Genomic DNA, 24,670 nt, shown 5'->3' on the forward strand with positions numbered 1-24,670 from the left:
CCATGGCATTCAGCAAGATGGTCAAGCCGGAGACGGCCGAGCTCCTCCACCTCACCGTGCTCCGCACCGAACGGCTCGCGCCGCACTGGATGCGGGTGACTCTCGGCGGCGGGGAGATCGACCGCTTCCGGCCGATGGGATACGACCAGTGGTTCCGGCTGTTCCTGCCGATCGGCGGCGAAGCGGGGCTGGAGCGCGTGCCCGCCAAGGCGAACCGGATGTTCGGGTATCTGAAGTTCCTCCGCATCCCCGACGGCGAGCGCCCGGTGATGCGCAACTACACCGTCCGCGCGTTCCGGCCGGCCACGCCCGAGGGCGGCGCCGAGCTCGACGTCGACTTCGTGCTGCACGGCTCCGCGGCCGACGGCACGGCCGGACCGGCGTCCCGGTGGGCGGAGACCTGCGCGCCCGGCGAGCACGTGCTGATCATCGACGAGGGCCTGACGTTCAACCCCGAGCGGGGCACCGATCGGGTCGTTCTCGTCGGCGACGAGACAGCCCTCCCCGCGATCGCGTCGATCAGCGCCTCCCTGCCGGCCGACGCCTCGGGCACGGCGATCATCGAGGTCCCGTCGGCGGAGGACGCCCTGGAGTTCCCGCACCCGCCGGGGCTCGAGGTGGTCTGGATCGTGCGGCCTCACGAGATCCCGCCAGGGGTCCTCAGTCTCGACACCCTCGGCCGGACGGCGCTCCCCGACGCTCCTTTCCACGCCTATGCGGCGGGCGAGCAGGCACTGGCCTCGGGCGTCCGCAAGCAGCTCGTCGGCGAGCGCGGTGTCGACAAGAACGCCGTGAGCTTCTGCGGCTATTGGAAGATCGGCGCCGCCTCCCCCGCCTCGAAGGCCGCTCGCGAGGCCGCCGCGGAGCCCCTCGCGTGAGCGGCGCGGAGACGCCGCTCGGTTCTGCACCCGCCCCTGCGGAGGCTCCGACCTCGCGTCCGCGGCGGTTCCGGTTCCCGACCGCCATCCTGCTGACCTGCGCCGCGCTCGGCGTCGCCGGCGGATTGCTGCTCGCTCCGGCGAACTGGGTCTCGACGATGCTGTTCCCCGGGCTTCCGTTCGTCAGCGTGGCCCTGGCCGGGCTCTGGCTGCTGCCGTCGGTGGTCGCACTGCGCCTGCTGCGGAAGCCTCTCGTCGGGATCCTCGTCGGACTCCTCTCCGGCCTCGTCATCGTGCCCTTCTCGGGCTACGGCTTCGGCAGCGTGGCGACGAACCTGTGGTGGGCGGCTTTCACGGAGCTGCCCTTCCTGTTCGTGATGTGGCGGTACTGGGGCACCTGGCTGCACTACGTGGGTGCTGCCGTCGTGGGCGTCGTGTATCCCCTGCTCACGTGGGCCTCGTTCGACCTCGGCACGTTCCCCCTCGCCGTCCGGGTGCTCTTCTTCGCCCTGACGATCGCCAGCTGTGTCGCCGGCACCGCCCTCGGCATCCTCATCGCCGACCGCCTCCGTCGGGCCGGTGTCGGCGGGCGCCGCTGACCCCGCCCATCGCCCCCGGGCACAACTTCGGAGCCAGGACACGACACGCCGGGGCGGACGATGCCGCCCCGGCGTGTCGTCGGGAATCTCCGAAGTTGTGCCCGAGACGTCAGCGCTTGCCGGCGATCTGACGCCCGACGATCTCCCGCATGATCTCGTTCGTGCCGCCGTAGATGCGGTGCACGCGGGCGTCGAGGAAGGCCCGGGCGATGGGGTACTCCGTGATGTAGCCGTAGCCGCCATGCAGCTGCACGCCGGCGTCCAGCACCTCCCACTCACGCTCGGTGGCCCAGAACTTCACCTTCGCGGCCTCTTCGGCCGAGAGCTTGCCGTCCTTGTAGGCCAGCAGCGCGCGATCGATGAAGGCCCACAGGGCGTCGACCGTGGCGGACATGTCCGCGATGGTGAAGCGGCTGTTCTGGAAGTCGATGACGCGCTCCCCGAAGGCCTCGCGGTCCTTGGTGTACGCGACGGTCCAGTCGAAAGCGGCCTGCGCGGCAGCGGCTCCGGCCACGCCGATCGAGAGGCGCTCGAGCGGCAGGTTCATCATGAGCTGGATGAAGCCCTTGCCCTCGACGCCGCCGATGAGGTTCTCCTCCGGCACGAACACGTCGCTGAACGACAGCTCGGCGGTGTCATGACCGTGGAAGCCCATCTTGGAGAGCTTCTTGCCGTTGTCGAACCCCTCCATGCCCTTCTCGATGAGGACGAGGCTGAACGCGTCGGGACGGTTGCCCTCGCCGGTCTTCACGAACGTGACGACGAGGTCGGCGGTCGCGCCCGACGAGATGAACGTCTTGGCGCCGTTGACGAGGTAGCCGCCGTCGACCTTCTTCGCGGTGGTCTTGATCCCGCGGAGGTCGGAGCCGGCACCGGGCTCGGTCATGGCGAGAGCGCCGACGACCTCGCCGGTGGCCATGCGGGGCAGCCACTTCTCCTTCTGCTCCTGCGTGCCCATGTGCACGAGGTACGGCACGGCCAGGTCGTCCTGGATGCCGAAGGCCCCGGCGAGGGATCCCGCTCCGGCCGCGATGACCTCTTCGTTCACGATCGCGCGGAAGCGGTAGTCCTGCAGCATCCCGGCGCCGCCGAACTCCTCCGGCACCGAGAGCCCGATGATGCCGGCCTCACCCGCGGCCCGCATCGTGTCGCGGTCCACCTCGCCGGCGGCGTCCCACTTCTCGATCGCCTCGTGCGTGACGTGGCGCTTGACGAAATCCTTGACGAGGTCGCGGAATGCCTCGTGATCCTCTTCGTAGATGTCGCGTTCCATGCCGTCCTCCCGAACGTGTCGTGCGTCGTTGCTCCGGCGAGTCTACGGCGGGAACACGGGGCAGGACAGGCGATTGTGAGAATGCATCCCATCACGCGTGGGACTGGGTACCGCATTTGTGGGATGCCTCAGAGGGTCCCACTCGGCCCTGCGGACACACCGGCTCAGTGGTCGTAGTCGGGCGCCGCCGGTAGCCCGAAGAACTCCTCCAGCGTGTGATAGCCGCCCTGGTGATACGCGGCCGCGAGCTCCGCGCCGACGTAGCGCAGGTGCCAGGGTTCCGGCGCGTACCCGGTGACCGGGGTGCCCACCTGCTCGTAGCGAACGATGAATCCGTACTCCCAGGCGTGCGCCGCCACCCACTCGCTCTGCCGCGTAGCGCCGAAGCCGTCGAGCCCGCCGCAGCCCGCGTCGCAGGCCACGACGTCGAGTGCGAGTCCGGTCTGATGCTCGCTGTGCCCGGGTCGCGCGGAGCCGGCATCCGCTTCCGCCTGCCCCTGATCCCGCACATGGGCGCCGTAGGTCGCGACCTGGAGGCCGTACGAGCGGTAGCCGTTGTTCGCCCCGATGCGCCCGACCCCCGCGGCCGCGGCGGCATCCGCCATGCGCCCGGCAGCCTCGGCCACCTCCGCGCGCACGCGGCCGGACGGCGTCGTCATCTGCAGCGGCACCTGACCCAATCCCGCCGGTTCGTAGTCAGCGGGGTCGAGCGGACGCCCCTTGTTCACCACCACCCAGAGCCGCGCGGGATCGCTCAGCGAAACGCACGGGGCGTTCCCGGCGACGACGGCGTCGCGGAATCGAGCCCCGCCACCGAAGGCCGCGACGGTGGCGGCGTCGTCCCCCGCCGCGATCGCCTTCTGGACCGCAGCGTCCGCGCAGGGGTCCGCGGCGGGGGTCGCGGCGTTCTCCACCGACGGCACCTGCATCACCGCGACGGGACGCGGCAGGGGCTCCGAGGCCTCCGGCGTCCCGGAAGCTCCCGTCAGGGACATCACCACGCCGAGCGCGGTCACCGCCAGCCCGACCGGCAGGGCGGGGCCGAAGATCGGGGAGCGCGGCGCCGCATGCTGAGCGTACGGCGAGGAGAGCATGCCTCCATTCTTCCATTCGAACATTGCTGCCACACTCGCTTGACATCGATTCGATTCTTTGTTCGACTAGCACGATGCGGTGGCAGGGACAGAAACTCGCGGACAGCGACGAGGCGGCGCTGCCCGGCCTCGAGAACCGGTCGAGCGTTCTCCGCAGTGTGACCACGCCGGAGTTCGCCGGCATGACGTTCCACGAGGTGCTGTCGAAGTCCGCGCTGAACCACGTGCCGGGAGCCTCGCGCATGCCCTTCGCCTGGACGATCAACCCCTACCGCGGGTGCTCTCACGCCTGTACCTACTGCTTCGCCCGCGGCACACACGAGTACCTCGACCTCGACGGCGGCGCCGACTTCGACACTCAGATCGTCGTCAAGGTCAACGTCGTCGAGGTGCTGGAGCGGGAGCTGCGACGTGGGAGCTGGCAGCACGAGACGGTCGCCCTCGGCACCAACACCGATCCGTACCAGCGGGCTGAGGGACGCTACGCCCTCATGCCGGGGATCATCGAGGCGTTGGCGGCATCGGGGACGCCGATGTCCATCCTCACGAAGGGCACGCTGATCCGCCGCGACATCCCGCTGCTGAAGAAGGCAGCGCAGCGCGTGTCGGTCGACGTGCAGATGTCGATCGCGATGTACGACGACGCGCTGCAGAAGGCGATCGAGCCCGGCGCTCCGACCACGCAGGCCCGCCTCGACACCGTACGGGCCCTCGCCGACGCCGGCTTCCCCGTGACGGTGTTCCTCATGCCGATCATGCCGCACCTCACCGACTCCCTTCCCGCGATCGACGACGCGCTCCGCCGCATCAAGGCCGCCGGAGCGCGGAGCGTGATCTACGGGGCCCTGCACCTGCGCCCCGGCGTCAAGCCGTGGTTCTTCCAGTGGCTCGGCGAGAATCGTCCCGATCTCGTGTCCTCGTATCGCGGCCTCTACCCCGGCGCCTCCGTCGAGGCCCCGAAACCGTACCGGCAGTGGTTGGCGAAGCGAGCCCGTCCCCTCATCCGGATGCACGGGCTCGACGGCCGCCACGAAGACGACTACCCGCGTCGCGGACTGCGTCCAGGGCAGGGGCATGTCCAGACGGAGACGCCTGCGGCCGGCGCGGTCATGTTCACGCGGAGCGGTCGCGCGGCCGCCGCCCCGCCGCAGCCGATGCTCTTCTGACCCGGTCGGCCGGAGGCCGGCGCGCCGCGTAGGCTCGAGGATCATGGCGATCGGTTCGACAGTCCACACGTTCGAGATGCAGCTCGCCGACACCGATCGCGGGGTGTACGAGGATGTCTCGCTCCGCGCCGCGCGGCACCCGTCCGAGACCGACGCGTACATGCTCACGCGGGTGCTCGCGTACGGGCTCGAGTTCGCGGAGGGCATCACGTTCGGCGGCAGTGTCTCCGACACCGAGGAACCTGCAGTCCTGGTGCGCGACCTCACCGGGCGAGTCACCGTGTGGATCGAGGTCGGGGCTCCCGACGCCGCGCGGCTGCATCACGCCTCCCGTCTCGCGGACCGGACGGTGGTCTACACGCACCGCGACCCGGCCAAGATCATGGCGCCCTGGGCGGACAAGCGCATCCATCGCGCAGAAGACATCCGGGTCTTCAGCTTCGACCCGGGTTTCATCGACACCGCCACGCCCCACCTGGCCCGCCGGAACACCCTGACCCTGACGGTCACCGAGCGGATGCTCTACCTCGACCTCAACGGCACATCCCTGACGACCACTCTCCACGAGCACCCCCTCCCCTGACGCCCGGGGCGGAATGCAGAAAGGCCCCGGAGATCGAAGTCTCCGGGGCCTTTCTGATCCCGAGCGGGTCAGGAGGTGAGCTCGGCGGCGGACGGCACGCGTCCCGCGATCTCCTCGATCACGTCATCGTCCAGTCGCGCCTGCTCGAACGGCGCTTCGATCTCGGCACGACCGAGCAGCTCGGTCATCCGGCGCTGGCGCTGACGGGTGATGAGCGTCACGACGCGGCCGGAGCGCCCCGCGCGGCCGGTGCGACCCGAGCGGTGCAGGTACGTCTTGTACTCGTCCGGCGCGTCGGCCTGAACCACGAGGTCGATGTCGTCGACGTGGATGCCGCGCGCCGCGACATCGGTGGCCACGAGAACGTTCACCCGACCCGACGTCAGCTTCTCCAGGTTCCGCGTGCGCTTCGCCTGGTTGAGGTCGCCGTGCAGCGACACCGCAGGGATGCCGGCGTCGTCGAACTGGTCGGCCAGCATCTCGGCGTAGGCGCGCGTGCGGGCGAAGACCAGCGTCTTGCCCTCGCGGTCGACGAGTGACGTGAGGATGTCGGCCTTGTCGCGGTGCTCGATCACGAGGACCCGGTGCTCGATCGTGCTGGAGCCCTGGTCCTCGCCCGCGACCTCGAACACGGCCGGGTCCACGAGGAACTCGTCCACCAGCGCCGCGACCTCGCGGTCGAGCGTCGCGGAGAACAGGAGCTTCTGGCTGCCCTCGGCCGTGCGGCGGAGGATGCGCTGCACGGGCTCGACGAAGCCGAGCTCGCACATGTGGTCGGCCTCGTCGAGCACGGCGATCCGGCAGTCCGACAGGTCGAGCTTGCCCTGATTCATCAGGTCCTCGATGCGACCGGGGGTGCCGATGACGATGTCGACGCCCTTCTTCAGCGCACCCACCTGACGCCCCTGCGGCACGCCACCGTAGATCTGCGTCGTGAACAGGCCGACGCTCCGGGCGATCGGCTGGATGGTCCGATCGATCTGCAGCGCGAGCTCGCGCGTCGGGGCGAGGATGATCGCGCGCGGCGACCGGCCGAACTCGCGACGCTTGCCCGCCTGCGACTGCAGCACCCGCTCGACGAGCGGCGCGCCGAAGGCGATGGTCTTGCCGGAGCCCGTGCGTCCGCGGGCCAGCACGTCGCGCCCCTCGAGGACGGCGGGGATGCTCGCCGCCTGGATCGGGAACGGCGTCGCGGCCCCCATGTTGTTCAGGGTCTCGGTGATGTTCGAGCCCAGGCCGAGGTCGGCGAACGTGACGCCCTCGACCTCGACGGCCTGCACGGCCTGCGCCTCGAGGCGCTCGTGGACGACGTCGTCGGCCTGCTCGAACGCCGCCTTCGGCTTCGCGTTCCAGTCGCTGCGGGTCGGACGCTCGTCACGGCGCGGACGCTCGTCCCGACGCGGTCGCTCGGTGCGGTAGGCCCCTCCGGTCGACGGCCGCTCGCGCCCGCCCTCGAAAGAGCGCTGCGTGCGGTCGCGGTCGAAGGCGCGGCGGGCACGGGCGGCGTCGTACGAACGCTCGCCCCCCTGGTCGTTGCCGCGGGTGCGGTCGCCGCCGCGGTCATCGCGCCGCGGACGGTCGTCGCGATCGAAGCGCGGACGCTCGTTCCGGCGATCGTCGAAGCGCGGGCGTCCGCCATCGCGGTGGTCGCCGTCGCGGAACCCCTGTCGCTGCGAGCCGCCGCGGTCGTCGCGCCGCGGACGGTCATCGAACCGGCCCGCGCCGGCCCGGTCGTTGTACCGCGGACGCTCGGCGCGGTCGTCGAACCGGCCGCCACCGGCGCGGTCGTCGCGGCGGTGCGGGGCCTCGCGGCGTCCGGACTCCGCGCGGTTGCGGATGCTGCGGGCCTCGTCGCGGCCGGCGCGCTCCTGAGAGCTCCAGCGGCGCTTCGGGGCACCGGACTCCGACTCCTCCGGGCGGTAGCCGCGGTGGCCGGGGCTACGGCTGCCCGGGCGACGATCGTAACCGCTCGCCGCGCGACCATCGCGGTCGTCACGGGCGGGACGCTCGTCGCGGCCCGTGTCCCGACCACCGGTCGGACGGTGGCGGTCGTGGAACGAGGTCTTCTTGGCGCCGTAACGCGGCTCGAAGTTCGCGGCGGCGCGGCCGCCACGGGGCTTCTTGTTCTTGGGCATTCGGGTGTCCTTCTTGCGTTCTCGCACGAGAACAGCGCTGCGCGCACGCGCGAGCACTCCGATCAAGCGGAGTCCGGACGATCTGCGGCCGGGGCCATTCCTGTGATGGTTGATTCACGTCGATCGACGCGCACCATCGGCCCCTGGACTCACACTTCACACACTGAAAAACGTCCGCGCCCTGCGCGGGTGTCCGAAGCCGACCTCCCCAGTCTACCCGGCGACCCTGGGAGACCCCCGCACTCCGGCCGCCTCCCGCACTACGATGTCGAGGTGAACTCCGTCTCTCCCACCGGCACCCAGGTCCACCTCCGCCTCGACGACGTGAGCGCGCAGATCGCCCAGGTCGGCGCTTCGCTCCGCGCCCTCCGGATCGGCGAGGTCGACCTCATCTCGCCGTACGCCCTCGACGTCCCGACGCCGTCGTGCTCCGGAGTCGTGCTGGCGCCGTGGCCGAACCGCGTGCGCGACGGTGCGTGGGACGATGAAGGCACCGCCCGCCAGCTCGCCATCAGCGAGCCCAAGACGAACACCGCCAGCCACGGACTGCTGCGCTACACCGCCTATACGGTCGAGCAGACCGAGGGCGCCGCAACCCTCCGCGCGACCGTCTTCCCGCAGACCGGATATCCCTACCTGATCGAGACGTCCGTCGCCTACGTCCTCACCGCGGACGGCGTCGAAGTCACGCACACGCTCACCAACTGGTCCGACTCTCCGGCACCGGTCGCGCTCGGGACGCACCCCTTCCCGACGATCGGCGACGTCGATCCGCACGACCTCGTCCTCCGCGTCCCCGCCCGCACCGCTTTCGAGACGGACGAGCGGATGCTGCCGATCGCCACCCAGCCGGCGGACCCGCGTCTCCGCGCGGGCGTCCGCGTCGGTGACGTCAGCCTGGACACGGGGTTCACGGACCTCGAGCGCGACGCCGACGGCCGAGTGCGACACTCGCTGACCGCTCCCGACGGCCGCGCGATCACGCTCTGGCAGGGCGAAGGCTTCGACTTCGTGCAGGTCTACACGGCCACGAACTATCCCGGGACACCGCTCGCCGTCGCGATCGAGCCCATGACCGCTCCGGCGGACGCGTTCAACAGCCGCCTCGGCGTGCGCCGCCTGGCTTCGGGCGAGACGTGGACGCTGGGGTGGGGCCTCTCCTTCGCCTGACCGCGGTTCACAACGCAGGAGAAACTCACGCGAAAGGCCCCGATCCTCGTCTCGCCGACGGAATCGGGGCCTTTTCTCCTGCGTTGTGAACGCGCGACTACTCGCCGTGGTTCTCGCGCAGCTCCCGACGGCTGACCGGGGTGCCGTCCGCGTGGACCGGAACCGGACCCGCGTCGTGGTGCTCGTCCTTCCGCGCCCGTCGCCGCTCCTTCGCCCCTTCGACGAGGTTGTAGAGCGTCGGCAGCACGATGAGCGTCAGCACGGTGGAGGAGACGAGCCCGCCGATCACGACGATCGCCAGCGGCTGCGAGATGAACCCGCCGTGCCCGGTGATCCCCAGCGCCATGGGCGTGAGGGCGAGGATCGTCGCGAGCGCTGTCATGAGGATCGGACGGAGACGCTTCTCGCCACCCGCCATCACGGCCTCCGCGGTCGTCAGCCCCTTCTCCCGGTACTGGTTGACGAGGTCGACGAGCACGATCGCGTTCGTCACCACGATGCCGATGAGCATCAGCACACCGATCAGCGAGGCCACGCCGAGCGGCACCCCCGTGATGATCTGCAGCAAGATGGCTCCGGTCGCCGCGAACGGCACCGAGACCAGCAGCAGCAGCGGCTGGCGCAGCGACTTGAACGTCGCCACCATCACCACGTACACGATGAGGATCGCGGCGAGCATGGCGAGGCCGAGCTGCGCGAACGAGTCGGCCTGCTGCGAGGCGACGCCGCCGACCTCGGCCGAGGCGCCATCCGGCAGGTCCGCCGCGGCGAGCGCCTCGGTGACCGACTGGGTGGCGACCGCGAGGTTGTCCGACGCGGGCGGCACCGTGACGGTCGAGGTGCGGCGGCCCTGCTCGGTGGTGATCGAGGTGGGGCCGTTGCGCTGCTCGACGGTCGCGATGTCCTGGAGCGGCACGATGCCCGCCGCGGTGGGGATCGCGAGCTGCTGGAGCGCGGCCACGGTCGTCGGCGGCTCCGGGTTGACGAGGTACACGGTCAGGGCGGTGTCGTCGATTTCGACCGAGCCGATCTGCTGCGGACGCATCGTGTTCGAGACGATCGACCCGACGGCGACCTCGGACAGCCCGACCTGGGCGGCCGCCTCGCGGTCCACGACCACGGCGATGTACGGCAGGGCCTCGGCAAGGTTGTCGGTGACCTGCCCGATGCCCTCGCGGCCGTCGAGCTCGTCCACCACGGCGGAGGTCGCGGTGGCGAGGTCGTCACCGTTCGCCGCCGTCACGGTGATCTCGATGTCGCTGGAGCCGAAGCCCGCGGACGCCGCGACGGAGACCTCGCCGACCTCGTCGCCGAGGCCGTCGATCGCGTCCTGCACCTCGGCACGCAGCTTCTCCTGGTCGGCGTCGCCGTCGGTGAGAACCGAGTACGTGATGCCCGCGCCGCCGGAGAACGCGTCGCGCAGCGCGGAGCCGCTCGACCCGATGGACGCCTGCACGTGCTCGATGCCGTCGATGTCGAGGAGGGCCTCCTCGACGGGGGCAGCGGCATCGGACTTCGCCTGCAGGCTTGCGGTCGGCCCGAGGTCCTGCGTCACGGTCATCGTGTTCTGACCGGAGTCGCTGAGGAAGTTCACCTTCATCAGCGGCGCGGCGGCGAGCGTCCCGGCGAGGACCACCACGGCGAGCGCGACAGTGATGCCCGAGTGCTTCAGCGTCCACCCGAGGATCGGCCGGTAGCCGCGCTGCAGCTTCGTCGGCGGTGCGGCGGGGTCCTCCGGGTCGATCGCGTTGCCGTCCTCGTCGAGGAGCGGCTTGCCGGGCTTGAGGAACCAGTACGCGAGCACCGGCACGATCGTCAGCGCCACGAAGAGCGAGGCGACCATGGCGATCGTGACCGTCATCGCGAACGGACGGAACAGCTCGCCCACCATGTCGCCGACGAACACGATCGGCAGGAACACCGCCACGGTCGTGATGGTCGACGCGGTGATGGCGGCGGCGACCTCGCGCACGGCGAGCCGGATCGCATCGCCCTTGTCCGCGTCGCCGACGTAATGGCGTTTGATGTTCTCGATCACCACGATGGAGTCGTCGACCACGCGCCCGATCGCGATCGTGAGCGCCCCGAGGGTCAGCACGTTCAGCGAGTAGCCGAACGCCTGCAGGCCGATGAAGGTGATGAGGACGGAGGTCGGGATCGAAATCGCGGTGACCAGCGTGGAGCGCACTGACAGCAGGAACACGAGGATCACGAGCACGGCCATCACGAGGCCGAGCAGGCCTTCCGTGGCGAGCGTGTCGATCGACTGCACGATGAACGGTGCCTGGTCGAAGACGACCGTGAACTCCGCGTCCGGGAGCGCCTCCCCGATCTCATCGAGCGCGGCCAGCACGCCCTGCGACACTTCGACCGTGTTGGCGGCGGGGAGCTTGGTGATGGAGATCGAGAGGGCGTCCTCGCCGTCGACCCGGGAGATCGACGTCACCGGGTCGGACTCCTGGGCCACTGTCGCGACGTCGCCGATGGTGACCGCGGTGCCGACGAGCGGCAGGGCGGCGATCTCGTCGGCCGAGGTGATCTTGGCACCGGTCTGCACCGTCAGCGTCTCGTCGTCCTCGGTGATCTCGCCACCGGGGAACAGCGTGCCGTTCTGCTGCAGCGCCGTGCTGATCGCCTCGCTGCTCTGGCCGGCGGCGGCGAGCTTCGCGAGGTCAGGGGTGATGGTGATGCGCTGTCCGACGCCGCCGACGATCTCGGCCGCGTTCACGCCGTCGACGTCTTCCAGATCGGGGATCGCGACGCTCTCGAGCTGCGCCTGCGCGTTGTCCGCGTCCTCGAAACCCGTGACCGCGACCTGGATCACCGGGAAGTCGTCGATCGACACCGAGAGCACCTGCGGGGTGACGTCCTCGGGGAGCTGCGAGGAGATGCGGTTGATCGCCTGCTGGATCTTCTGCTCCGCGGTCGCGAGGTTGGTGCCGTACGAGAACATCGCCTGCACGATGGATGCGTTGGTCGTGCTCGTCGCGGTGGTCGACTCCAGGTCGGGAACCCCCTGGATGGCCGACTCGATCGGCGTCGAGACGTCGTTCTCGACGACCTCGGGCGAGGCGCCGGGGTACGTGGTCATGACCACGAGCGCCGGCAGCTCGAGCGACGGGATGAGCTCCTGCTTGAGGTTGGTCAGCGCGAGCCCGCCGAACACCGCGGCGACGATCGTCACGAGCGCGATGAGGGCGCGGTTCTTCAGGCTGAGGATGGCGAGTTTCGACAAGGCGGGGTCCTCGGTGTCAGGGGGTGGCGGTCGCTGCGGATGGGAGGGAGAGAGGTTCTCCGAGGATCCGCGCCAGTGCGGATTCGAGGAAGGACTGTTCGAGATCGACGTCGCGGATCTGCGTGCTCCACATGACGCCGTCGATGAAGATCATCGCCGCTCGGGCCCGGTCGGCGCCATAGGTCGGCTCGAGGAGATCGACGAGACGGTCGGACAGGTCGCGGGCGAGTTGGCGCAGACGCGGGTCATGGACGGCTGCCGTGACGACGGCGCGATCTGCCTGCACCGCGTGTCCGTCGTGGACGCTGTCGTAGACGAGCGCGGCGATGACGTCCGCTCCGGCACCACGTGCGGCGAGGGTCTGCCGCACCCCGTCGAGTCGGCATTCGATCTCGTCCGCGAGAGCCAGGAAGGCGGCGGTGCGCAGGTCGTCGAGGGTGTCGAAGTACTGGGTCGTCGCCCCGAGCGGCACTCCGGCTCGGGCGGCGACCATGCGGTGCGTGATGGCCTCTGCCCCGACCTCGACGATCAGCTCGGCTGCCGCGGTGACGATCTCCCGACGGCGCGCTTCCGGGTCACGCCGCCGACGCGCACTCTCCGCCATCGCTCACCCCCTGGACACCCGTACATGTACGTTTGTACATTCGCCCCGGTGTGAACTCCCTGGGAGCCCCGCCCCTCTCCCCTCCCCCCTCGCTGCGGGATCAGAAACGTGCCTGGGAGACGCGGTTCGGGTGCCACATTGCACTCCCCTGCCGGGGAACTGGATCAGGCGGCGGCGGAGGAGGGGGTTTGGCCGCGCTCGAAGTAGGCGACGAGCTCGGGGTCGAGCGGGGGGACGGCGATCGCGGAGCCGTCGCCCCGGAGGGAGGCGGTCGCGAGGATACCGGCGGCCACGGCCTCCCGCGCCGCGACAGGAGAGGTCGCCGTGCGCCCGCCGTGCCGCACGAACCGCAAGAACTCGGCCACGAGCAGCGCGTCGGCCCCATCGTGCCCGGCATCCGGCACCTCGGGGACGATGAACACCTCATCGGCGTCGGCCGCTCCGGCGTGTCGACGGTTCCACAGCTTCACCTCGCTGCCGGCCACGTCGCCGAAGTTCTCGATGCGCCCCTCCGTGCCGATCACGGTGTAATTCCGCCAGTAGTCCGGGGTGAAGTGGCACTGCTGGTACGAGGCGAAGATCCCCCCCTCGAGCCGCAGGTTCACCATCGAGATGTCCTCGACATCGACCACGGGGTGGAGCCCCGTGAGCGCGGTCGGCGGCCAGTTGTCCATGCTGAACCAGTCGGGCATCCGCTCCCCCGTGCGATCCCGTCGGTCGGTGATGTCGCCGTACACGCTGAGTCCACCCATCGCCGCCACCTGCTCGGTGTACGCCCCCGCCAGCCAGTGGATGATGTCGAGGTCGTGCGCTCCCTTCTGCAGGAGCAGCCCGGTGGTGCGGCTCCGGTCGGCGTGCCAGTCCTTGAAGTAGAAGTCGCCGCCGTGCCCCACGAAGTGCCGCACCCACACGGCCTTGACCTGACCGATGCGCCCCGCCTGGATGAGCCCGCGCATGAGGGTGATCACGGGCATGTGCCGCATGTTGTGGCCGATGTACAGGCGGGTGCCGGTGCGTCGCGCCGTCTCCAGCATGCGGTCGGCGTCGGCGAGATCGATCGCGAGGGGCTTCTCGCAGAAGACGGGTACCCCGGCCTCCAGCGCCCGGATCGTCAGGGCGGCGTGCGTGTCGTCCGGCGTCAGCACCATGACCGCGTCGACACCGGATGCGAGCAGCTCGTCGAGGGAGTCGGTGATGAGCGCGTCGGGGACGAGCGCCCTGGCATCCTCGCGGGCGCGCGGGGCGAGGTCGCAGACGGCGGTGATGCGAGAGCCGCGTCCCGGTCGGTGCACCTCCTCCTGGAGGGTGGAGCGCGCGCCGAAGCCGATGATGCCGATGTGGAGGTCCAACAGAAGTCCTTCGTGACAGAGGGGAAGAAAGGGGGCGACTCAGCGGCCGCGAGGGGTCGGAGCGTCGAGATCGGTCGAGCCGCCCGGGACGAGGGCCCAGGGGAACTCGTGCAGCGCACCGGGCGAGGGCTCGCTCTCGAGCGCCCTCTCGACGATGATCCGCGCCTGGCGCTCGTAGAAGTCGGTGGGGCCGACGGTGGTGAGGGTGGGGGCGATGAGCCGTGCGTCCGGCGTGTTCCCGACACCGACCACCGCGACGTCGTACGGCACGCGGAGTCCGAGCATGTGGGCGGCGTTGATCGCGGCGATCGCGGCGAAGTCGGTCGTGGCGTAGACGGCGTCCGGGCGGTGCTCCTGCGACAGCAGCTCGATCGCGGCGGTGAAAGCGCTGGCCTGCGTCTCCGCATAGGTCACGGTCCACGCCGGATCCGGGGAGATGCCGGCCGCCGCGAGTTTCTCGACGTACGGCGTGTAGCGCGTGACCTGGGTTCCCGCGAGACGAACGGCGCCTTCGGCGGCGATGCAGCCGATGGCCGTGTGCCGCTCCAGCAGGTGATCCATCGCAAGCTCGCACCCCGGGATCGCGTCCGAGCGGATGACGTCGAAGCCGTCCGGCTCCAGATGCTCCGAGAACACCACGAGCCGCTGGCCGCGCTTGACGAGGTCGCCCAGCCGTCGGGCGTCCTCCTCGTCCAGGCCGACACCGTCGAGGTACGCCACGTCGCTCTCGACACGGTCGAGCGCCGCGTGCCAGTCGCCGTCGGCGAGGATCAGCGTCGTCAGCCCGTGCCGGTTCGCCTCGGCGTTCACGGCGTCCGCCACCGCCAGCGACCACGGATCGCTCAGCATGTGCAGGGAGAGCTGCACCATGCCGCTGCGACCCGTGCGGATCGCCCTGGCGGCCGTGTTCGGCCGGTAGTTCAACTCGTCCGCCGCCGCGAGCACCCGCGCCGCCGTGGCCTCGGCCACGCCGGCCCCGCTGGCCCCGGCCCGCCCGGAGAACACGTACGAGACGGTCGCGGTCGACACCCCGGCACGTTCGGCCACCATCCGCAGGGTCGGTCGGCGGCTCGGGGCGTGCTCACGCTGTGCCATGTCTCAGCCCTTCGTCCCGCTGAACGCGATGCCCTGGATGAACTGCCGCTGCAGGATCATGAACGTCACCAGCATGGGCAGGGTCGCCAGCAGCGCACCCGCCATGAGCACCGGGTAGTCGGTGCCGTGGATGCCGACGAGCTGCGAGAGTCCGACCGACAGCGGCATCTTCGCCGGATCGGTCGTCACGATCAGCGGCCACAGCAGATCATTCCAGGACCACAGCACGGTGAACACCACAAGTGCGATGATGCCAGGCTTCGCGAGCGGAACCATGATCCGCCAGAAGGTCTGCCACGGATTCGCCCCGTCGATGCGCGCCGCCTCCTCCAGCTCCGCCGGCATGGAGAGGAAGAACTGCCGCATCAGGAAGGTCCCGAAGGCGCTGAAGATGCCGGGCACGATGAGCGCCTGCAGCGTGTTCAGCCAGCCGAGCGTTTGGATGATCTCGTACTGCGGCAGTAGGTAGAGCTGCGAGGGCACCATGAGCACCGAGAGGAAGACGACGAACAGGGCGTTCCGGCCGGGGAAGGCGATGCGCGCGAACGCGTAGCCCGCCATGGTGCACAGGGCGACCTGGCCGACCGTGCGGCCGACGGTGAGGAGCACGGAGTTCAGGAACATCTGCCCGAACGGCATCGAATCGAAGACCTCGGCGAAGTTCGTGAACACCCACTCGCGCGGGAGGAACGACGGCGGCACCTGCACCGAGTCGGACAGCGTCTTGAACGAGGTCAGCAGCTGCCAGACGAACGGGAACACCATGAGCGCCGCACCGACGATGAGGACGACGTGCACGACCCACAGTCCGCGGTTCCGGGGCGTGCCCGCCCTCCGCGATCGTGCGGAGGCGGCACCGACGACCGCGCGGGTGTCGAGGGAGACGTCACTCATAGTGCACCCACTTCTTCTGCAGCCGGAACTGCACGATCGTCAGCACGAGGATGATCAGCAGCAGGAGGAAGGCGACGGCGGCGGCGTACCCGCGGTCGTTGTCGAGGAAGCCCGCTTCGTAGAACAGGTACACGACCGTGCGGGTGTTCGGCATCGCGGGGTTACTGCGGCCGAGCATCATGTAGATGAGGTCGAACACCTGCAGGGCTCCGATCACGCTGATGACGCTGACGAAGAAGATCGAGGGCGACAGCAGCGGGATCGTGATGGAGAAGAACTTCCGCACGGGACCCGCCCCGTCGAGGTCGGCCGCCTCCATGATCGTGTCCGGGATGCCCTGGAGTCCGGCGAGGAAGATGACGATGTTCGTCCCCAGCCCCGCCCAGATGCCGACGACGGCGATCGCGATCAGCGCGGTGTTCGGATCGGTGAGCCAGCTCCGACCCTCGACGCCGACCGCACCGAGGGCGGCGTTCAGCACGCCGTAGTCGCCGTTGTAGATCATGCGCCAGACGAGGGCGATGGCCGCGGGCATCGTGACGACCGGGATGAAGTAGAGCGTGCGATACGCGCTGCGCCCCTTGAGGCCGGTGGTGTTCAGCAGCGCGGCGATGGCGACCGCGAGGGGGATGCCGATGAGCGCGATCACCGTGTAGACCGCGGTGTTGCGCAGGGCGCCGAGGAGCTCCGGATCCTGGAACAGCCGCACGTAGTTCTCGAACCCGATCCACTCGGACCCGCCGAAGGGACCCGATTTCGTGAAGGAGATGATGAGCGTGCGCACGGTCGGCCACAGGTAGAACACGGCCAGCCCCAGGGCTGTGGGCCCGAGGAAGACGAGGGCCCACCACGGCGAGGCGCCGGGCGTGCGGCGCCGCCGGCGCGCACCGGAGGGCGAGGCCTCCGGTGCGCGCCCGGTTGCGGGCGCGACCGCACGAGGCGCGAGGACGGTCATGCGGTCACTCCTGCTCGGCGTCCAGCGCGGTCTGCATCTGCGCGGCGAGGTCCTGCAGGCCGTCCTTCGGGGAGACCGCTCCGGACCACACCTGGGAGAGCACCTCGCTCTCGATGCTCGTCCACGCGGAGGTGTTCTTCGACACGGGGTACGGGACGGCCGTCTCCAGCGCGTCGATGTAGACCTGCAGGTCGTACTGCGGGAGGGCGTCAACCCACGCCTGCTGCGTGCCGTTGTACGCGGGGATCACGGTGCCGGTCTCGGCCTGGATCTTCGCGGCCTGCTCGCCGCTGGCGAAGGCGGCGAAGTCCTTGGCCTCCTCCACGTGCGCGCTCTTGGCGTTCGCGACGTTCCCGACGCCGTGGATCACGCTCTGGTTGCCCTCCGGACCCGCCGGCAGCGGGGCCACGTCGACGTTGCCGCCGATGTCCGCGTTGTCCGCGTAGGCGATGGCGGCCCAGGAGCCGTTCTGGAACATGGCGACCTTGCCGGACAGGAAGAAGTCCTCCGGGTTCGTGTCCGTCATCTGCTGCGCCGTGGGCGAGGAGCCTTCGGCGATGAGGTCGGTCCACAGCTCGATGCCCTCGAGAGCTTCGGGGGAGCCGTAGCCGCTCTCGGTACCGTCCGCGGAGATGACCTCGCCGCCGGCCTGCGCGATGGAGTTGTAGAAGTTCTCCTGGCCGTACTGGCTGGCGGCGACGCCGAACTGGCCCTTGGCGGAGTCGGTCAGCTTCGCGGCCGCGGAACGGAAGTCGTCCCAGGTCCAGCCCGCGCTCGGGTACTCCACCCCCGCGGCGTCGAACAGCGCCTTGTTGTACCAGAGCGCGACGGTGTCGAAGTCCTTCGGGGCGCCGTAGAGCGCGTCGTCGTAGGTGTAGAGGTCGACGAGCCCCTGAGGGTAGTCGGCGGCGTCCACGGCGTCGAGCGGGGCGAGCTGGCCGTTCGCGGCGTAGAGCTGGAAGTTCGGGCCGTTCATCCAGAACACGTCGGCCGCCGAGCCGCCCGTCACCGCGGTCTGGAGCTTGGTGAAGTACTCCTTGTACGGCGTGACCTGGATCTCGATCGTGACGTTCGGGTGCTCCTCGGTGTACGCGGCGGCGATGTCCTCCATCGCGGGCTTCTGGTTCTCGTCCCAGATCGCGTAGCTGAGGGTGATGTCGCCGCCCGCGGACTCCCCCGTGGCGGAGGAGGAGCAGGCGGAGAGCGCCAAGACGGCGGCCGCGGAGGCGGCGAGAGCGCCGAGGGCGCGGCGGGAGGTGCGGGGCATCGAGGTCTCCTTTGACGGGTGCACGAGAAGGCGGTGCGCGATGTTAACCGTTTAGCGTTAAACGATTAGCAGCGAGAGTAGCGCGTGGCGCCTATCCTCCGCAAGCACGGATCTAGAGCGCGGACCCCAGCGCGAGCCCGAGCCCCGCGGCGACGAGACCGAGCACGAGCATGCCGACCGCGTCGAACATCGCCACTCCGCGTTCGCCGTCGCGCCACAGCGCGACCGCGTCGAGCATCGCGGTGCTGAAGGTCGTGTAGCCGCCGAGCAGACCAGCGCCGAGCACGAACGCCGCCTCCGGCAGCGCCGTCGTCACGAGCCCCAGCGCGAAGGAGCCGGTGAGGTTGACGACGAGGATCCCCCAGGGGAACCGCCAGCCGGCGAGCCGCGCGACGCCGAGATCGACGAGATAGCGCAGGACCGCGCCGACGCCGCCGGCGAGTGCGGAGGCGAGGAACAGCAGGGGACTCACGACAGCGTCCCCCGGCGCGGGCGCCCCAGCCGGAGCCCCACGGCCGCCGCGAGGAGACCGAGGACGAGACTGCCCGCGGCATACGCCGCGGCGAGGACCGGCGCCGACGCCCACAGGGCCAGCGTGCCGGTCATGAAGGCGCTGTACGTCGTGAAACCGCCGAGGACGCCGGTGCCCAGCAGCAGCCGCAGCTCCGCGGAAGCCGGGAGCCGCGCCGCCACGATGCCGATGAGCAGGGCGCCCAGCACATTGGCCAGCAGTACGGCGAGAGGGAATCCGGCCTGGTCGGGGACGAGGAGCGCGAGACCCAGCCGCGCCGCCGTCCCGAGCGTGCCGCCGAGCGCGACGAGCAGGACGGGACGGAGACTCACGCTGGCCACTGTAGTCCTCGCATGACAGCGCGACCGCCGGATGTCAAGGCGTTGGGGTGTCAGCGGGGACAGGCGTTGACTGTCGGCATGAAGCCCCTCTGGAAGGTCGACCAGGACGCACCCCACGGCACCCCCTTCGATCCCGGCGCGCAGCACGACGTGCTCATCGTCGGGGCGGGCCTCACCGGCCTCTCCACCGCGGTGCTGCTGACCCGTGCCGGGCTCGACGTCGTGGTCGTCGACGCCGGCGATGTGGCGGAGCTGTCGACGGGCGGCAACACCGGCAAGCTCTCCCTCCTCCAGGGGCAGCAGCTCGCCACCATCCGCAAGCACCATCCGGCCGCACTCGTCCAGGCGTACGTCGACGCCAACCGGGCCGGCATGGAGTGGCTCACCGGCTTCGCGGACAGCGCCGGCCTGAGCTACACCGAGCGGACCGACCACACCTACGCCCAGGGTCCGGACGGGCTCGAGTCGGTCCGGGCCCAGCACGCCGCCGCGCGCGAGGCGGGACTGCCGACGCGGTTGCTCACCGCGGGCGAGCTGTCGACGCCGTTCCCCATCGCGGGGGCGGTCGCGCTCGATTCGCAGGTGACGATCGACCCGGTCGCCGTCGCCGACGCGCTCGCGAAGGAGTTCCTCGCCGGCGGCGGCACGCTGCACACCGGTGTCCGTGTGACCGGGGCGCACGCCCTCCCCGAGCCGCGGGTGGAGACCACGGCTGGGCCGATGTTCGCCGAGCACATCGTCCTCGCGACGGGGACGCCGATCCTCGACCGCGGTCTGTACTTCTCCAAGGTCGCCGGGATGCGGTCATACTGCGTCTCATTCCGGGTCTCCGGTGGGGTGCCGGAGGGGACGTTCATCTCCGCCGACAGCCCCACGCGGTCCATCCGACCGGTCTCGGCCGCCGACGGTCCGGCAGCGACGGCACAGCTCGTCGTGGGCGGCAACGGGCATCCGGTCGGACGCTCCGACGGCGAGACTGCGGCGATCGACGACCTCGTGGCCTGGACGCGGCTGCATTTCCCTGATGCGGAGGAGACCCACCGCTGGTCCGCGCAGGACTACCAGTCGCACAACCTCATCCCGTTCGTCGGCGCGCTGCCGCGCGGCCTCGGTCGCATCCGCATCGCCACCGGGTATGCGAAGTGGGGACTGTCGAATGCGCCCGCCGCGGCCCTGCGGCTCACCGAGGAGATCATCGGGACGAAGCGCAGCGAGCGCCCGTCCTGGATGCTGCGCCTCGGCACCCGGCTGACCGTCCCCGCCGACCTCGCGCGCGGCGCCGTCGAGGGCGCGAAGGTGGCCGCCGCCGCCACGAAGGGCTGGGTCGAGGCCGAGACCACCCCTGTCCCGGTTCCGCAGCCCGCGGAGGGCGAAGGCGTCGTGGCGAACCGCGGCGGTCGCCCGGTCGCCATCTCCACGGTCGACGGCGTGACCCGTGCGGTCAGCGCGGTGTGCCCGCACCTCGGCGGCATCCTCGACTGGAACGACGCCGAGTGCACGTGGGACTGCCCGCTGCACGCGTCGCGGTTCGCCGCGGACGGCACGCGCATCGAGGGACCGGCGCTGAACGATCTCCCTGAGGTGCCGCGGACGGTCGGCGGCTCCTGACTCAGGTCCGGGCCGGCGGAGCGTCCCAGCCCTGCTGCGGGCTGTCGCAGTCCTCGCGGAACACGTACTGCGACACGAGCTTGCGCTGACTGCTGGACCAGTCGATCGCCGGGCGGCGCTGCTCCGGCGGCAGGTAACCGAGCCGGTAGACGGCCATGAGCTCCAGGTCGTCGGGCACCCGCAGCAATCGCACGATCTCGTCCCAGCGCCCCGGCACCTCCATCGGGAACGAGATGAACTGGATGCCCATGCCCAGCTCGACCGTGGTCAGCCAGACGTTCTCCATGGCCGCACCCATGCTGAACACGGAATAGAACGACGACAGCTGCCCCGGCCGGTACTCGCTGCGATCGAGCATGACGCCGAGCAGGAGGGGCGATCCGGCCACGAGCTTCCGGTTCTCCGAGCCCAGCGTCTTCGGCACGCCGAACGTGTTCATCAGGGTCTGGCCACGCTTGGTGAACACCTGCGATGTGAAGGGCCGCAGCGGCGCAGGGAGCTTGTCGAACAGCATGCCGCTGCGCTTCTCCTCCATCTCCTCCTGGCTGAAGCGGAAGTACGGCTTGTACCGCTCGAAGAATGTGCCGTTCGACATCGCCTCCGTCATGCTTTCGCCGGAGATGCGCGCGATCTCGTCGATCGTGTCGCGGTTCTCGATCACGACGAACCGCCACGGCTGGCTGTTGAGCTGCGACGGCGCACGACCGGCCGCCTCCAGGAGGATGCGCTGGTGCTCCTCGGAGACCGGGTCGGGCAGGAACGCTCCGTTCGTGGTCTTGCGGCGGCGGATGGCGTCGAGGAGTTCCATGCAGTCACTTCCGGTCGGAGGGGAGGCGCGAGACCACGAGGCCCGCGAGGACGAAGGGCGCCGCCGTGAGGGCGACGAGGGGGTGTCGCCGGGTGTGCGTGCCGGCGTAGGGGATCGCGGCCAGGGGGATGGCGGCGGGGAGGAGCGCGCGGGCGGCGCGGCGTCCGCGCGGCGCGCCGGCGGCGAGGCCTGCGACGACGGCGAGTCCCGTCGTCGCACAGGTCAGGATGTAGAGGGCGTGATGCACCCAGCGGAACCGACGAGTGTCGATGAGCCGTGCCGCCACCGCGGCCCCGAGGGCGCAGTTCGCCGCATACGCCGTCGCCGCCGCGGCGAAGGCTCCGGACGCGGGGCGGTCGTGCCGGCGCTTCCGTCGTGCCCGTCGCGCTCGCCCCGTCATGGCACGACCCTACGCCCTCCCCTCCTCCCCCGATCCACCCCCTTGCGTGCGAGCCACCCCCTTGAGTACGACCGCAGCGGGGTGGGTCGTACGCAAGGGGGTGGCTCGATGGATCAGAGGGAGACTTCCGCGTAGATGCGGAGCGCGTCGCGGACGAACTCCGCGCCGCGCGTGCCACCCGCGGACGTCGCGTAGTTCGCGCCGAAGCGCGGGTCTGCGACGTACATCTCGCCGAGACCGATGACGTACGCCTTGGCTGCGGCGTCCGGTCCCTCCCGAAGGGCGGCGGCCGGAGTGCCGGGGATGCCCGTGAGCCAGGCGACGTGACGACGCGCGAGCTCCTGCGCCTCGGCGGACGCCGGATCGATGCCGCTCTCTGCCGCGGCGATCCAGTCGCGTCCGAGGTCGGACACGCGCTGCTGCCAGTCGGCGCGCTCGGCGTCGCTCATCCCGCGCCACCAGCGGTCGCCGTCGGCGTAGGCCTTCTTCCCCCAGCGGTCCTCGACCTCCTGCTTGTACTGCGTGTGGTCGAAGCCGTCGAACATGTTCTCTGCCATGAGGTTCTCACCTCCTCTCAATGCCGTGATGGTGGATTCGACCGACGCGATCTGCCGCGCCAGTCGGGTCTGCTCCTCGCGCAGCAGCGCGAGGTGGGCCTCGAGGGCCGATGCCTCCGCCGCCGAGCCGTCGCCCTGGGCCCCTGAGCCGACCGCCTGGGTCCCTGAGCCGACCGCCTGGGTCCCTGAGCCTGTCGAAGGGCCCAGCACCTCCCCGATCTGCGGCAGCCCGAGCCCGAGCTCCCTCAGCAGGAGGATCCGCTGCAACCGCACCAGGGCCGCGGCGTCATAGTGCCGGTAACCGTTGGCCGCGATGCGCGACGGCGGCAGCAGCCCGATGTCGTCGTAGTGGCGCAACGTCCGGCTCGTCGTCCCCGCGAGCCGCGCGATCTCCTGAATCGACCAGTCCCGCTCACTCATCCCGCCTCCTTCCTGTCGTTCCCCTCCACCGTAGAAGTTGCCGTTACGTCAATGTCAACTCCGTTCAAATCGCCTGAATGGCTCCATTTCCGTACCGAGATGGGACCGATCAGGCGATTCGAAGGAAAGAGGGGGTGACGAAATCGAGATATATCGTGTTATCGTGACGGCAACACGATATATCGTGAATCCCTCGACACAGGAGAAGCAGACATGACCGAGAAGTGGCTCATCGCCCCCGGCGAGGAACGCGTCATCGACATCGCCTCCGCGACCCGGCTCAAGGTGGGCCTCGTCGGCGGACAGGTCGACGTCATCGCCCACGACGAACCCGGCATCCGGATCGAGGTGCACGGCGTCACCACCAAGGACCTCCGCATCGAGTCCCGCGACGGGGAGGTCGAGATCGACCACCCGCAGCTCGGCTGGGACAACTTCCTCGAGGTGTTCCGCAACTTCGGCTCCGGCGGCCCGCGCGCCGAGGTGAGCGTGGCCGTCCCGCGCTCCATCGCCCTGACCCTCGGCGTCGTGAGCGCCGGCGCCCTCGTGTCGGGGATCCGCACCGACACCCGCCTCAACACCGTGTCCGGCGACATCATCGTCGACACCCTCATCGGCGACCTCAGCGTCAACTCCGTCTCCGGCGACGTGCAGGTGCGCAACCTCACCGGCTCGATCAACGCCAACAGCGTCTCGGGAGACGTGGCCGTCACCGGGGCGATCCGCAAGGCCACGGTCGACATCGTCTCCGGCTCGACGCTGGTGGACGCCGCGGGCGACGTCAACACGATCACCGTGAACTCGGTCTCCGGCGGCACCACCGTGCGGCTCGACGAGTCCCTCGCGGCGAACTACGTCATCCGCTCGCTCAGCGGCCGCCTGCTCATCGACGGTGTCGAGCGCAGCACGTCCGGTCCGAGCACCTACAACGGCACGACCGGCGAGCTCGCGGGACGCTTCGTCGACCTCCGCGCCAACTCCGTCTCCGGAGGAGTGACGGTTCTCCGCCGCGCTCCGCAGACGATCGAGAACGACCCGGAGTGGGAAGCATGAGTCCCGCGGTCTTCTCCCACGGCGATCTGCGCCTGTACCTGCTGTCGCTGCTCGCGGAGTCTCCGCAGCACGGCTACGGCATCATCCAGTCCCTCACCGACCGCACCGGCGGCACGTACACCCCGAGCGCCGGCACGATCTACCCGCGCCTCGCGAAGCTCGAGGAGGAGGGGCTGGTCACCAAGACGGTCGACGGACGCACCACGATCTACGCGATCACCGACGCCGGGCGCGCCGAGCTCGCCTCTCGCGAGAACGACCTCGCCGACATCGAGGCGGGCATCACCGACACCGTTCGACTCATCGCGAACGAGGTGCGCCAGAGCGTGCAGGAGGCGATGAAGAGCCTCCGCGCCGATCTGGCGACGGCGACCAAGGATGACCGAGCCGCAGCGAAGAACAAGCCCCGCACCGCGAGCGAGGACGCGCGATTGACCAGCCGCGAGGAGCTGCACCGCGCGGATGCCGTCGTGAACGCCTTCCGTGCCCGCATCCGCACCGATCTGCGCACCCACGTCGCGAAGGGCGGCGTCCTTCCGGCGGCGGTGGTCACCGACCTGGAGAACGCGCTGGATCAGGCCGCCCGCAGCGTGACGGTGGCGCTGAGCCAACCGGACTCCTGAGCCGCCATCGCACCGCACGAGGCCCCGCCGACATCCGTCGGCGGGGCCTTGT

General features: G+C 70.1%; 23 protein-coding genes. 8 read left to right on the forward strand and 15 right to left on the reverse strand.

The genetic code is table 11. The features are described 5' to 3' along the window. Positions 1 to 2: 2 nt before the first annotated feature. Together CYL12_RS10620 and CYL12_RS10625 are read left to right on the forward strand one after the other, a co-directional pair. Positions 3 to 878 carry a siderophore-interacting protein gene (locus tag CYL12_RS10620; RefSeq protein WP_101847575.1) on the forward strand — a complete coding sequence of 292 codons (876 nt, stop codon included), beginning with the start codon at positions 3 to 5 and terminating at the stop codon, positions 876 to 878. Next, positions 875 to 1,477: an ECF transporter S component gene (locus CYL12_RS10625; RefSeq protein WP_101847576.1), complete on the forward strand. Its 603-nt coding sequence runs from the start codon at positions 875 to 877 to the stop codon at positions 1,475 to 1,477. The genes CYL12_RS10620 and CYL12_RS10625 overlap by 4 nt, the downstream gene beginning before the upstream one ends. Positions 1,478 to 1,586: 109 nt before the next feature. On the opposite strand, the gene CYL12_RS10630 is transcribed toward CYL12_RS10625, so the two are convergent. Together CYL12_RS10630 and CYL12_RS10635 are read right to left on the reverse strand one after the other, a co-directional pair. Next, on the reverse strand, positions 1,587 to 2,750 hold the full coding sequence (locus CYL12_RS10630; protein ID WP_101847577.1) for an acyl-CoA dehydrogenase family protein: 1,164 nt from the start codon (positions 2,748 to 2,750) through the stop codon (positions 1,587 to 1,589). Positions 2,751 to 2,914: 164 nt separating this feature from the next. After that, positions 2,915 to 3,844: a M15 family metallopeptidase gene (locus CYL12_RS10635; RefSeq protein WP_101848759.1), complete on the reverse strand. Its 930-nt coding sequence runs from the start codon at positions 3,842 to 3,844 to the stop codon at positions 2,915 to 2,917. Between the two features lie 74 nt (positions 3,845 to 3,918). Here CYL12_RS10635 and CYL12_RS10640 point away from each other — a divergent pair, with 74 nt between their 5' ends. Next, a complete protein-coding gene (locus tag CYL12_RS10640; RefSeq protein WP_101847578.1) occupies positions 3,919 to 5,010 on the forward strand; it encodes an Rv2578c family radical SAM protein in 1,092 nt (363 codons plus the stop codon). A 43-nt stretch (positions 5,011 to 5,053) separates the two neighbouring features. Then, a complete protein-coding gene (locus tag CYL12_RS10645; protein WP_101847579.1) occupies positions 5,054 to 5,593 on the forward strand; it encodes a YaeQ family protein in 540 nt (179 codons plus the stop codon). A 68-nt stretch (positions 5,594 to 5,661) separates the two neighbouring features. Here CYL12_RS10645 and CYL12_RS10650 read toward each other — a convergent pair whose 3' ends face one another. Continuing rightward, positions 5,662 to 7,728: a DEAD/DEAH box helicase gene (locus CYL12_RS10650; RefSeq protein ID WP_101847580.1), complete on the reverse strand. Its 2,067-nt coding sequence runs from the start codon at positions 7,726 to 7,728 to the stop codon at positions 5,662 to 5,664. A gap of 273 nt (positions 7,729 to 8,001) precedes the next feature. Between CYL12_RS10650 and CYL12_RS10655 the strand changes: the two genes are divergently transcribed. Then, positions 8,002 to 8,898 carry an aldose 1-epimerase family protein gene (locus CYL12_RS10655; protein ID WP_101847581.1) on the forward strand — a complete coding sequence of 299 codons (897 nt, stop codon included), beginning with the start codon at positions 8,002 to 8,004 and terminating at the stop codon, positions 8,896 to 8,898. A 97-nt stretch (positions 8,899 to 8,995) separates the two neighbouring features. On the opposite strand, the gene CYL12_RS10660 is transcribed toward CYL12_RS10655, so the two are convergent. From CYL12_RS10660 to CYL12_RS10700, 9 genes are all read right to left on the reverse strand, one after another. Continuing rightward, positions 8,996 to 12,133 (reverse strand): efflux RND transporter permease subunit, encoded by a 3,138-nt coding sequence (locus tag CYL12_RS10660; RefSeq protein WP_101847582.1) that lies wholly within the window; start codon positions 12,131 to 12,133, stop codon positions 8,996 to 8,998. Between the two features lie 16 nt (positions 12,134 to 12,149). Further along, on the reverse strand, positions 12,150 to 12,737 hold the full coding sequence (locus tag CYL12_RS10665) for a TetR/AcrR family transcriptional regulator (RefSeq protein ID WP_101847583.1): 588 nt from the start codon (positions 12,735 to 12,737) through the stop codon (positions 12,150 to 12,152). A 164-nt stretch (positions 12,738 to 12,901) separates the two neighbouring features. Continuing rightward, positions 12,902 to 14,086 (reverse strand): Gfo/Idh/MocA family protein, encoded by a 1,185-nt coding sequence (locus tag CYL12_RS10670; protein WP_199399105.1) that lies wholly within the window; start codon positions 14,084 to 14,086, stop codon positions 12,902 to 12,904. 39 nt (positions 14,087 to 14,125) lie between these two features. After that, positions 14,126 to 15,181 (reverse strand): LacI family DNA-binding transcriptional regulator, encoded by a 1,056-nt coding sequence (locus tag CYL12_RS10675; protein ID WP_101847585.1) that lies wholly within the window; start codon positions 15,179 to 15,181, stop codon positions 14,126 to 14,128. 3 nt (positions 15,182 to 15,184) lie between these two features. Beyond that, positions 15,185 to 16,075, reverse strand: coding sequence for a carbohydrate ABC transporter permease (locus CYL12_RS10680; RefSeq protein ID WP_199399106.1), 891 nt, complete (start codon positions 16,073 to 16,075; stop codon positions 15,185 to 15,187). After that, entirely contained in the window at positions 16,068 to 17,030 is a 963-nt protein-coding gene (locus CYL12_RS10685; RefSeq protein WP_101847586.1) for a carbohydrate ABC transporter permease, read from the reverse strand. The genes CYL12_RS10680 and CYL12_RS10685 overlap by 8 nt, the downstream gene beginning before the upstream one ends. Positions 17,031 to 17,034: 4 nt before the next feature. After that, positions 17,035 to 18,297 (reverse strand): ABC transporter substrate-binding protein, encoded by a 1,263-nt coding sequence (locus tag CYL12_RS10690; RefSeq protein WP_101847587.1) that lies wholly within the window; start codon positions 18,295 to 18,297, stop codon positions 17,035 to 17,037. 112 nt (positions 18,298 to 18,409) lie between these two features. Further along, entirely contained in the window at positions 18,410 to 18,769 is a 360-nt protein-coding gene (locus tag CYL12_RS10695) for a fluoride efflux transporter FluC (protein WP_199399107.1), read from the reverse strand. Next, on the reverse strand, positions 18,766 to 19,140 hold the full coding sequence (locus CYL12_RS10700) for a fluoride efflux transporter FluC (RefSeq protein ID WP_233486713.1): 375 nt from the start codon (positions 19,138 to 19,140) through the stop codon (positions 18,766 to 18,768). Before CYL12_RS10700 ends, CYL12_RS10695 begins: the two co-directional genes overlap by 4 nt. Before the next feature lie 87 nt (positions 19,141 to 19,227). Between CYL12_RS10700 and CYL12_RS10705 the strand changes: the two genes are divergently transcribed. After that, complete coding sequence (locus tag CYL12_RS10705) at positions 19,228 to 20,757, forward strand: FAD-dependent oxidoreductase (RefSeq protein WP_101847589.1); 1,530 nt, start codon at positions 19,228 to 19,230, stop codon at positions 20,755 to 20,757. Position 20,758: 1 nt separating this feature from the next. Here CYL12_RS10705 and CYL12_RS10710 read toward each other — a convergent pair whose 3' ends face one another. From CYL12_RS10710 to CYL12_RS10720, 3 genes are all read right to left on the reverse strand, one after another. After that, on the reverse strand, positions 20,759 to 21,565 hold the full coding sequence (locus CYL12_RS10710) for a nitroreductase family protein (RefSeq protein WP_101847590.1): 807 nt from the start codon (positions 21,563 to 21,565) through the stop codon (positions 20,759 to 20,761). Positions 21,566 to 21,569: 4 nt separating this feature from the next. After that, on the reverse strand, positions 21,570 to 21,965 hold the full coding sequence (locus tag CYL12_RS10715) for a hypothetical protein (protein ID WP_101847591.1): 396 nt from the start codon (positions 21,963 to 21,965) through the stop codon (positions 21,570 to 21,572). Between the two features lie 113 nt (positions 21,966 to 22,078). Then, the gene (locus CYL12_RS10720) at positions 22,079 to 22,942 is read right to left on the reverse strand and encodes a MerR family transcriptional regulator (RefSeq protein WP_101847592.1); all 864 of its coding nucleotides are present in this window, start codon (positions 22,940 to 22,942) and stop codon (positions 22,079 to 22,081) included. A 213-nt stretch (positions 22,943 to 23,155) separates the two neighbouring features. Between CYL12_RS10720 and CYL12_RS10725 the strand changes: the two genes are divergently transcribed. Both CYL12_RS10725 and CYL12_RS10730 read left to right on the forward strand, forming a co-directional pair. Further along, a complete protein-coding gene (locus CYL12_RS10725; protein ID WP_101847593.1) occupies positions 23,156 to 23,995 on the forward strand; it encodes a DUF4097 family beta strand repeat-containing protein in 840 nt (279 codons plus the stop codon). Then, positions 23,992 to 24,618: a PadR family transcriptional regulator gene (locus CYL12_RS10730; protein ID WP_101847594.1), complete on the forward strand. Its 627-nt coding sequence runs from the start codon at positions 23,992 to 23,994 to the stop codon at positions 24,616 to 24,618. The genes CYL12_RS10725 and CYL12_RS10730 overlap by 4 nt, the downstream gene beginning before the upstream one ends. The last annotated feature ends 52 nt before the right edge of the window (positions 24,619 to 24,670 follow it).

The sequence above is a fragment of the Zhihengliuella sp. ISTPL4 genome (assembly GCF_002848265.1).
Taxonomy (GTDB): Bacteria; Actinomycetota; Actinomycetes; order Actinomycetales; family Microbacteriaceae; genus Microbacterium.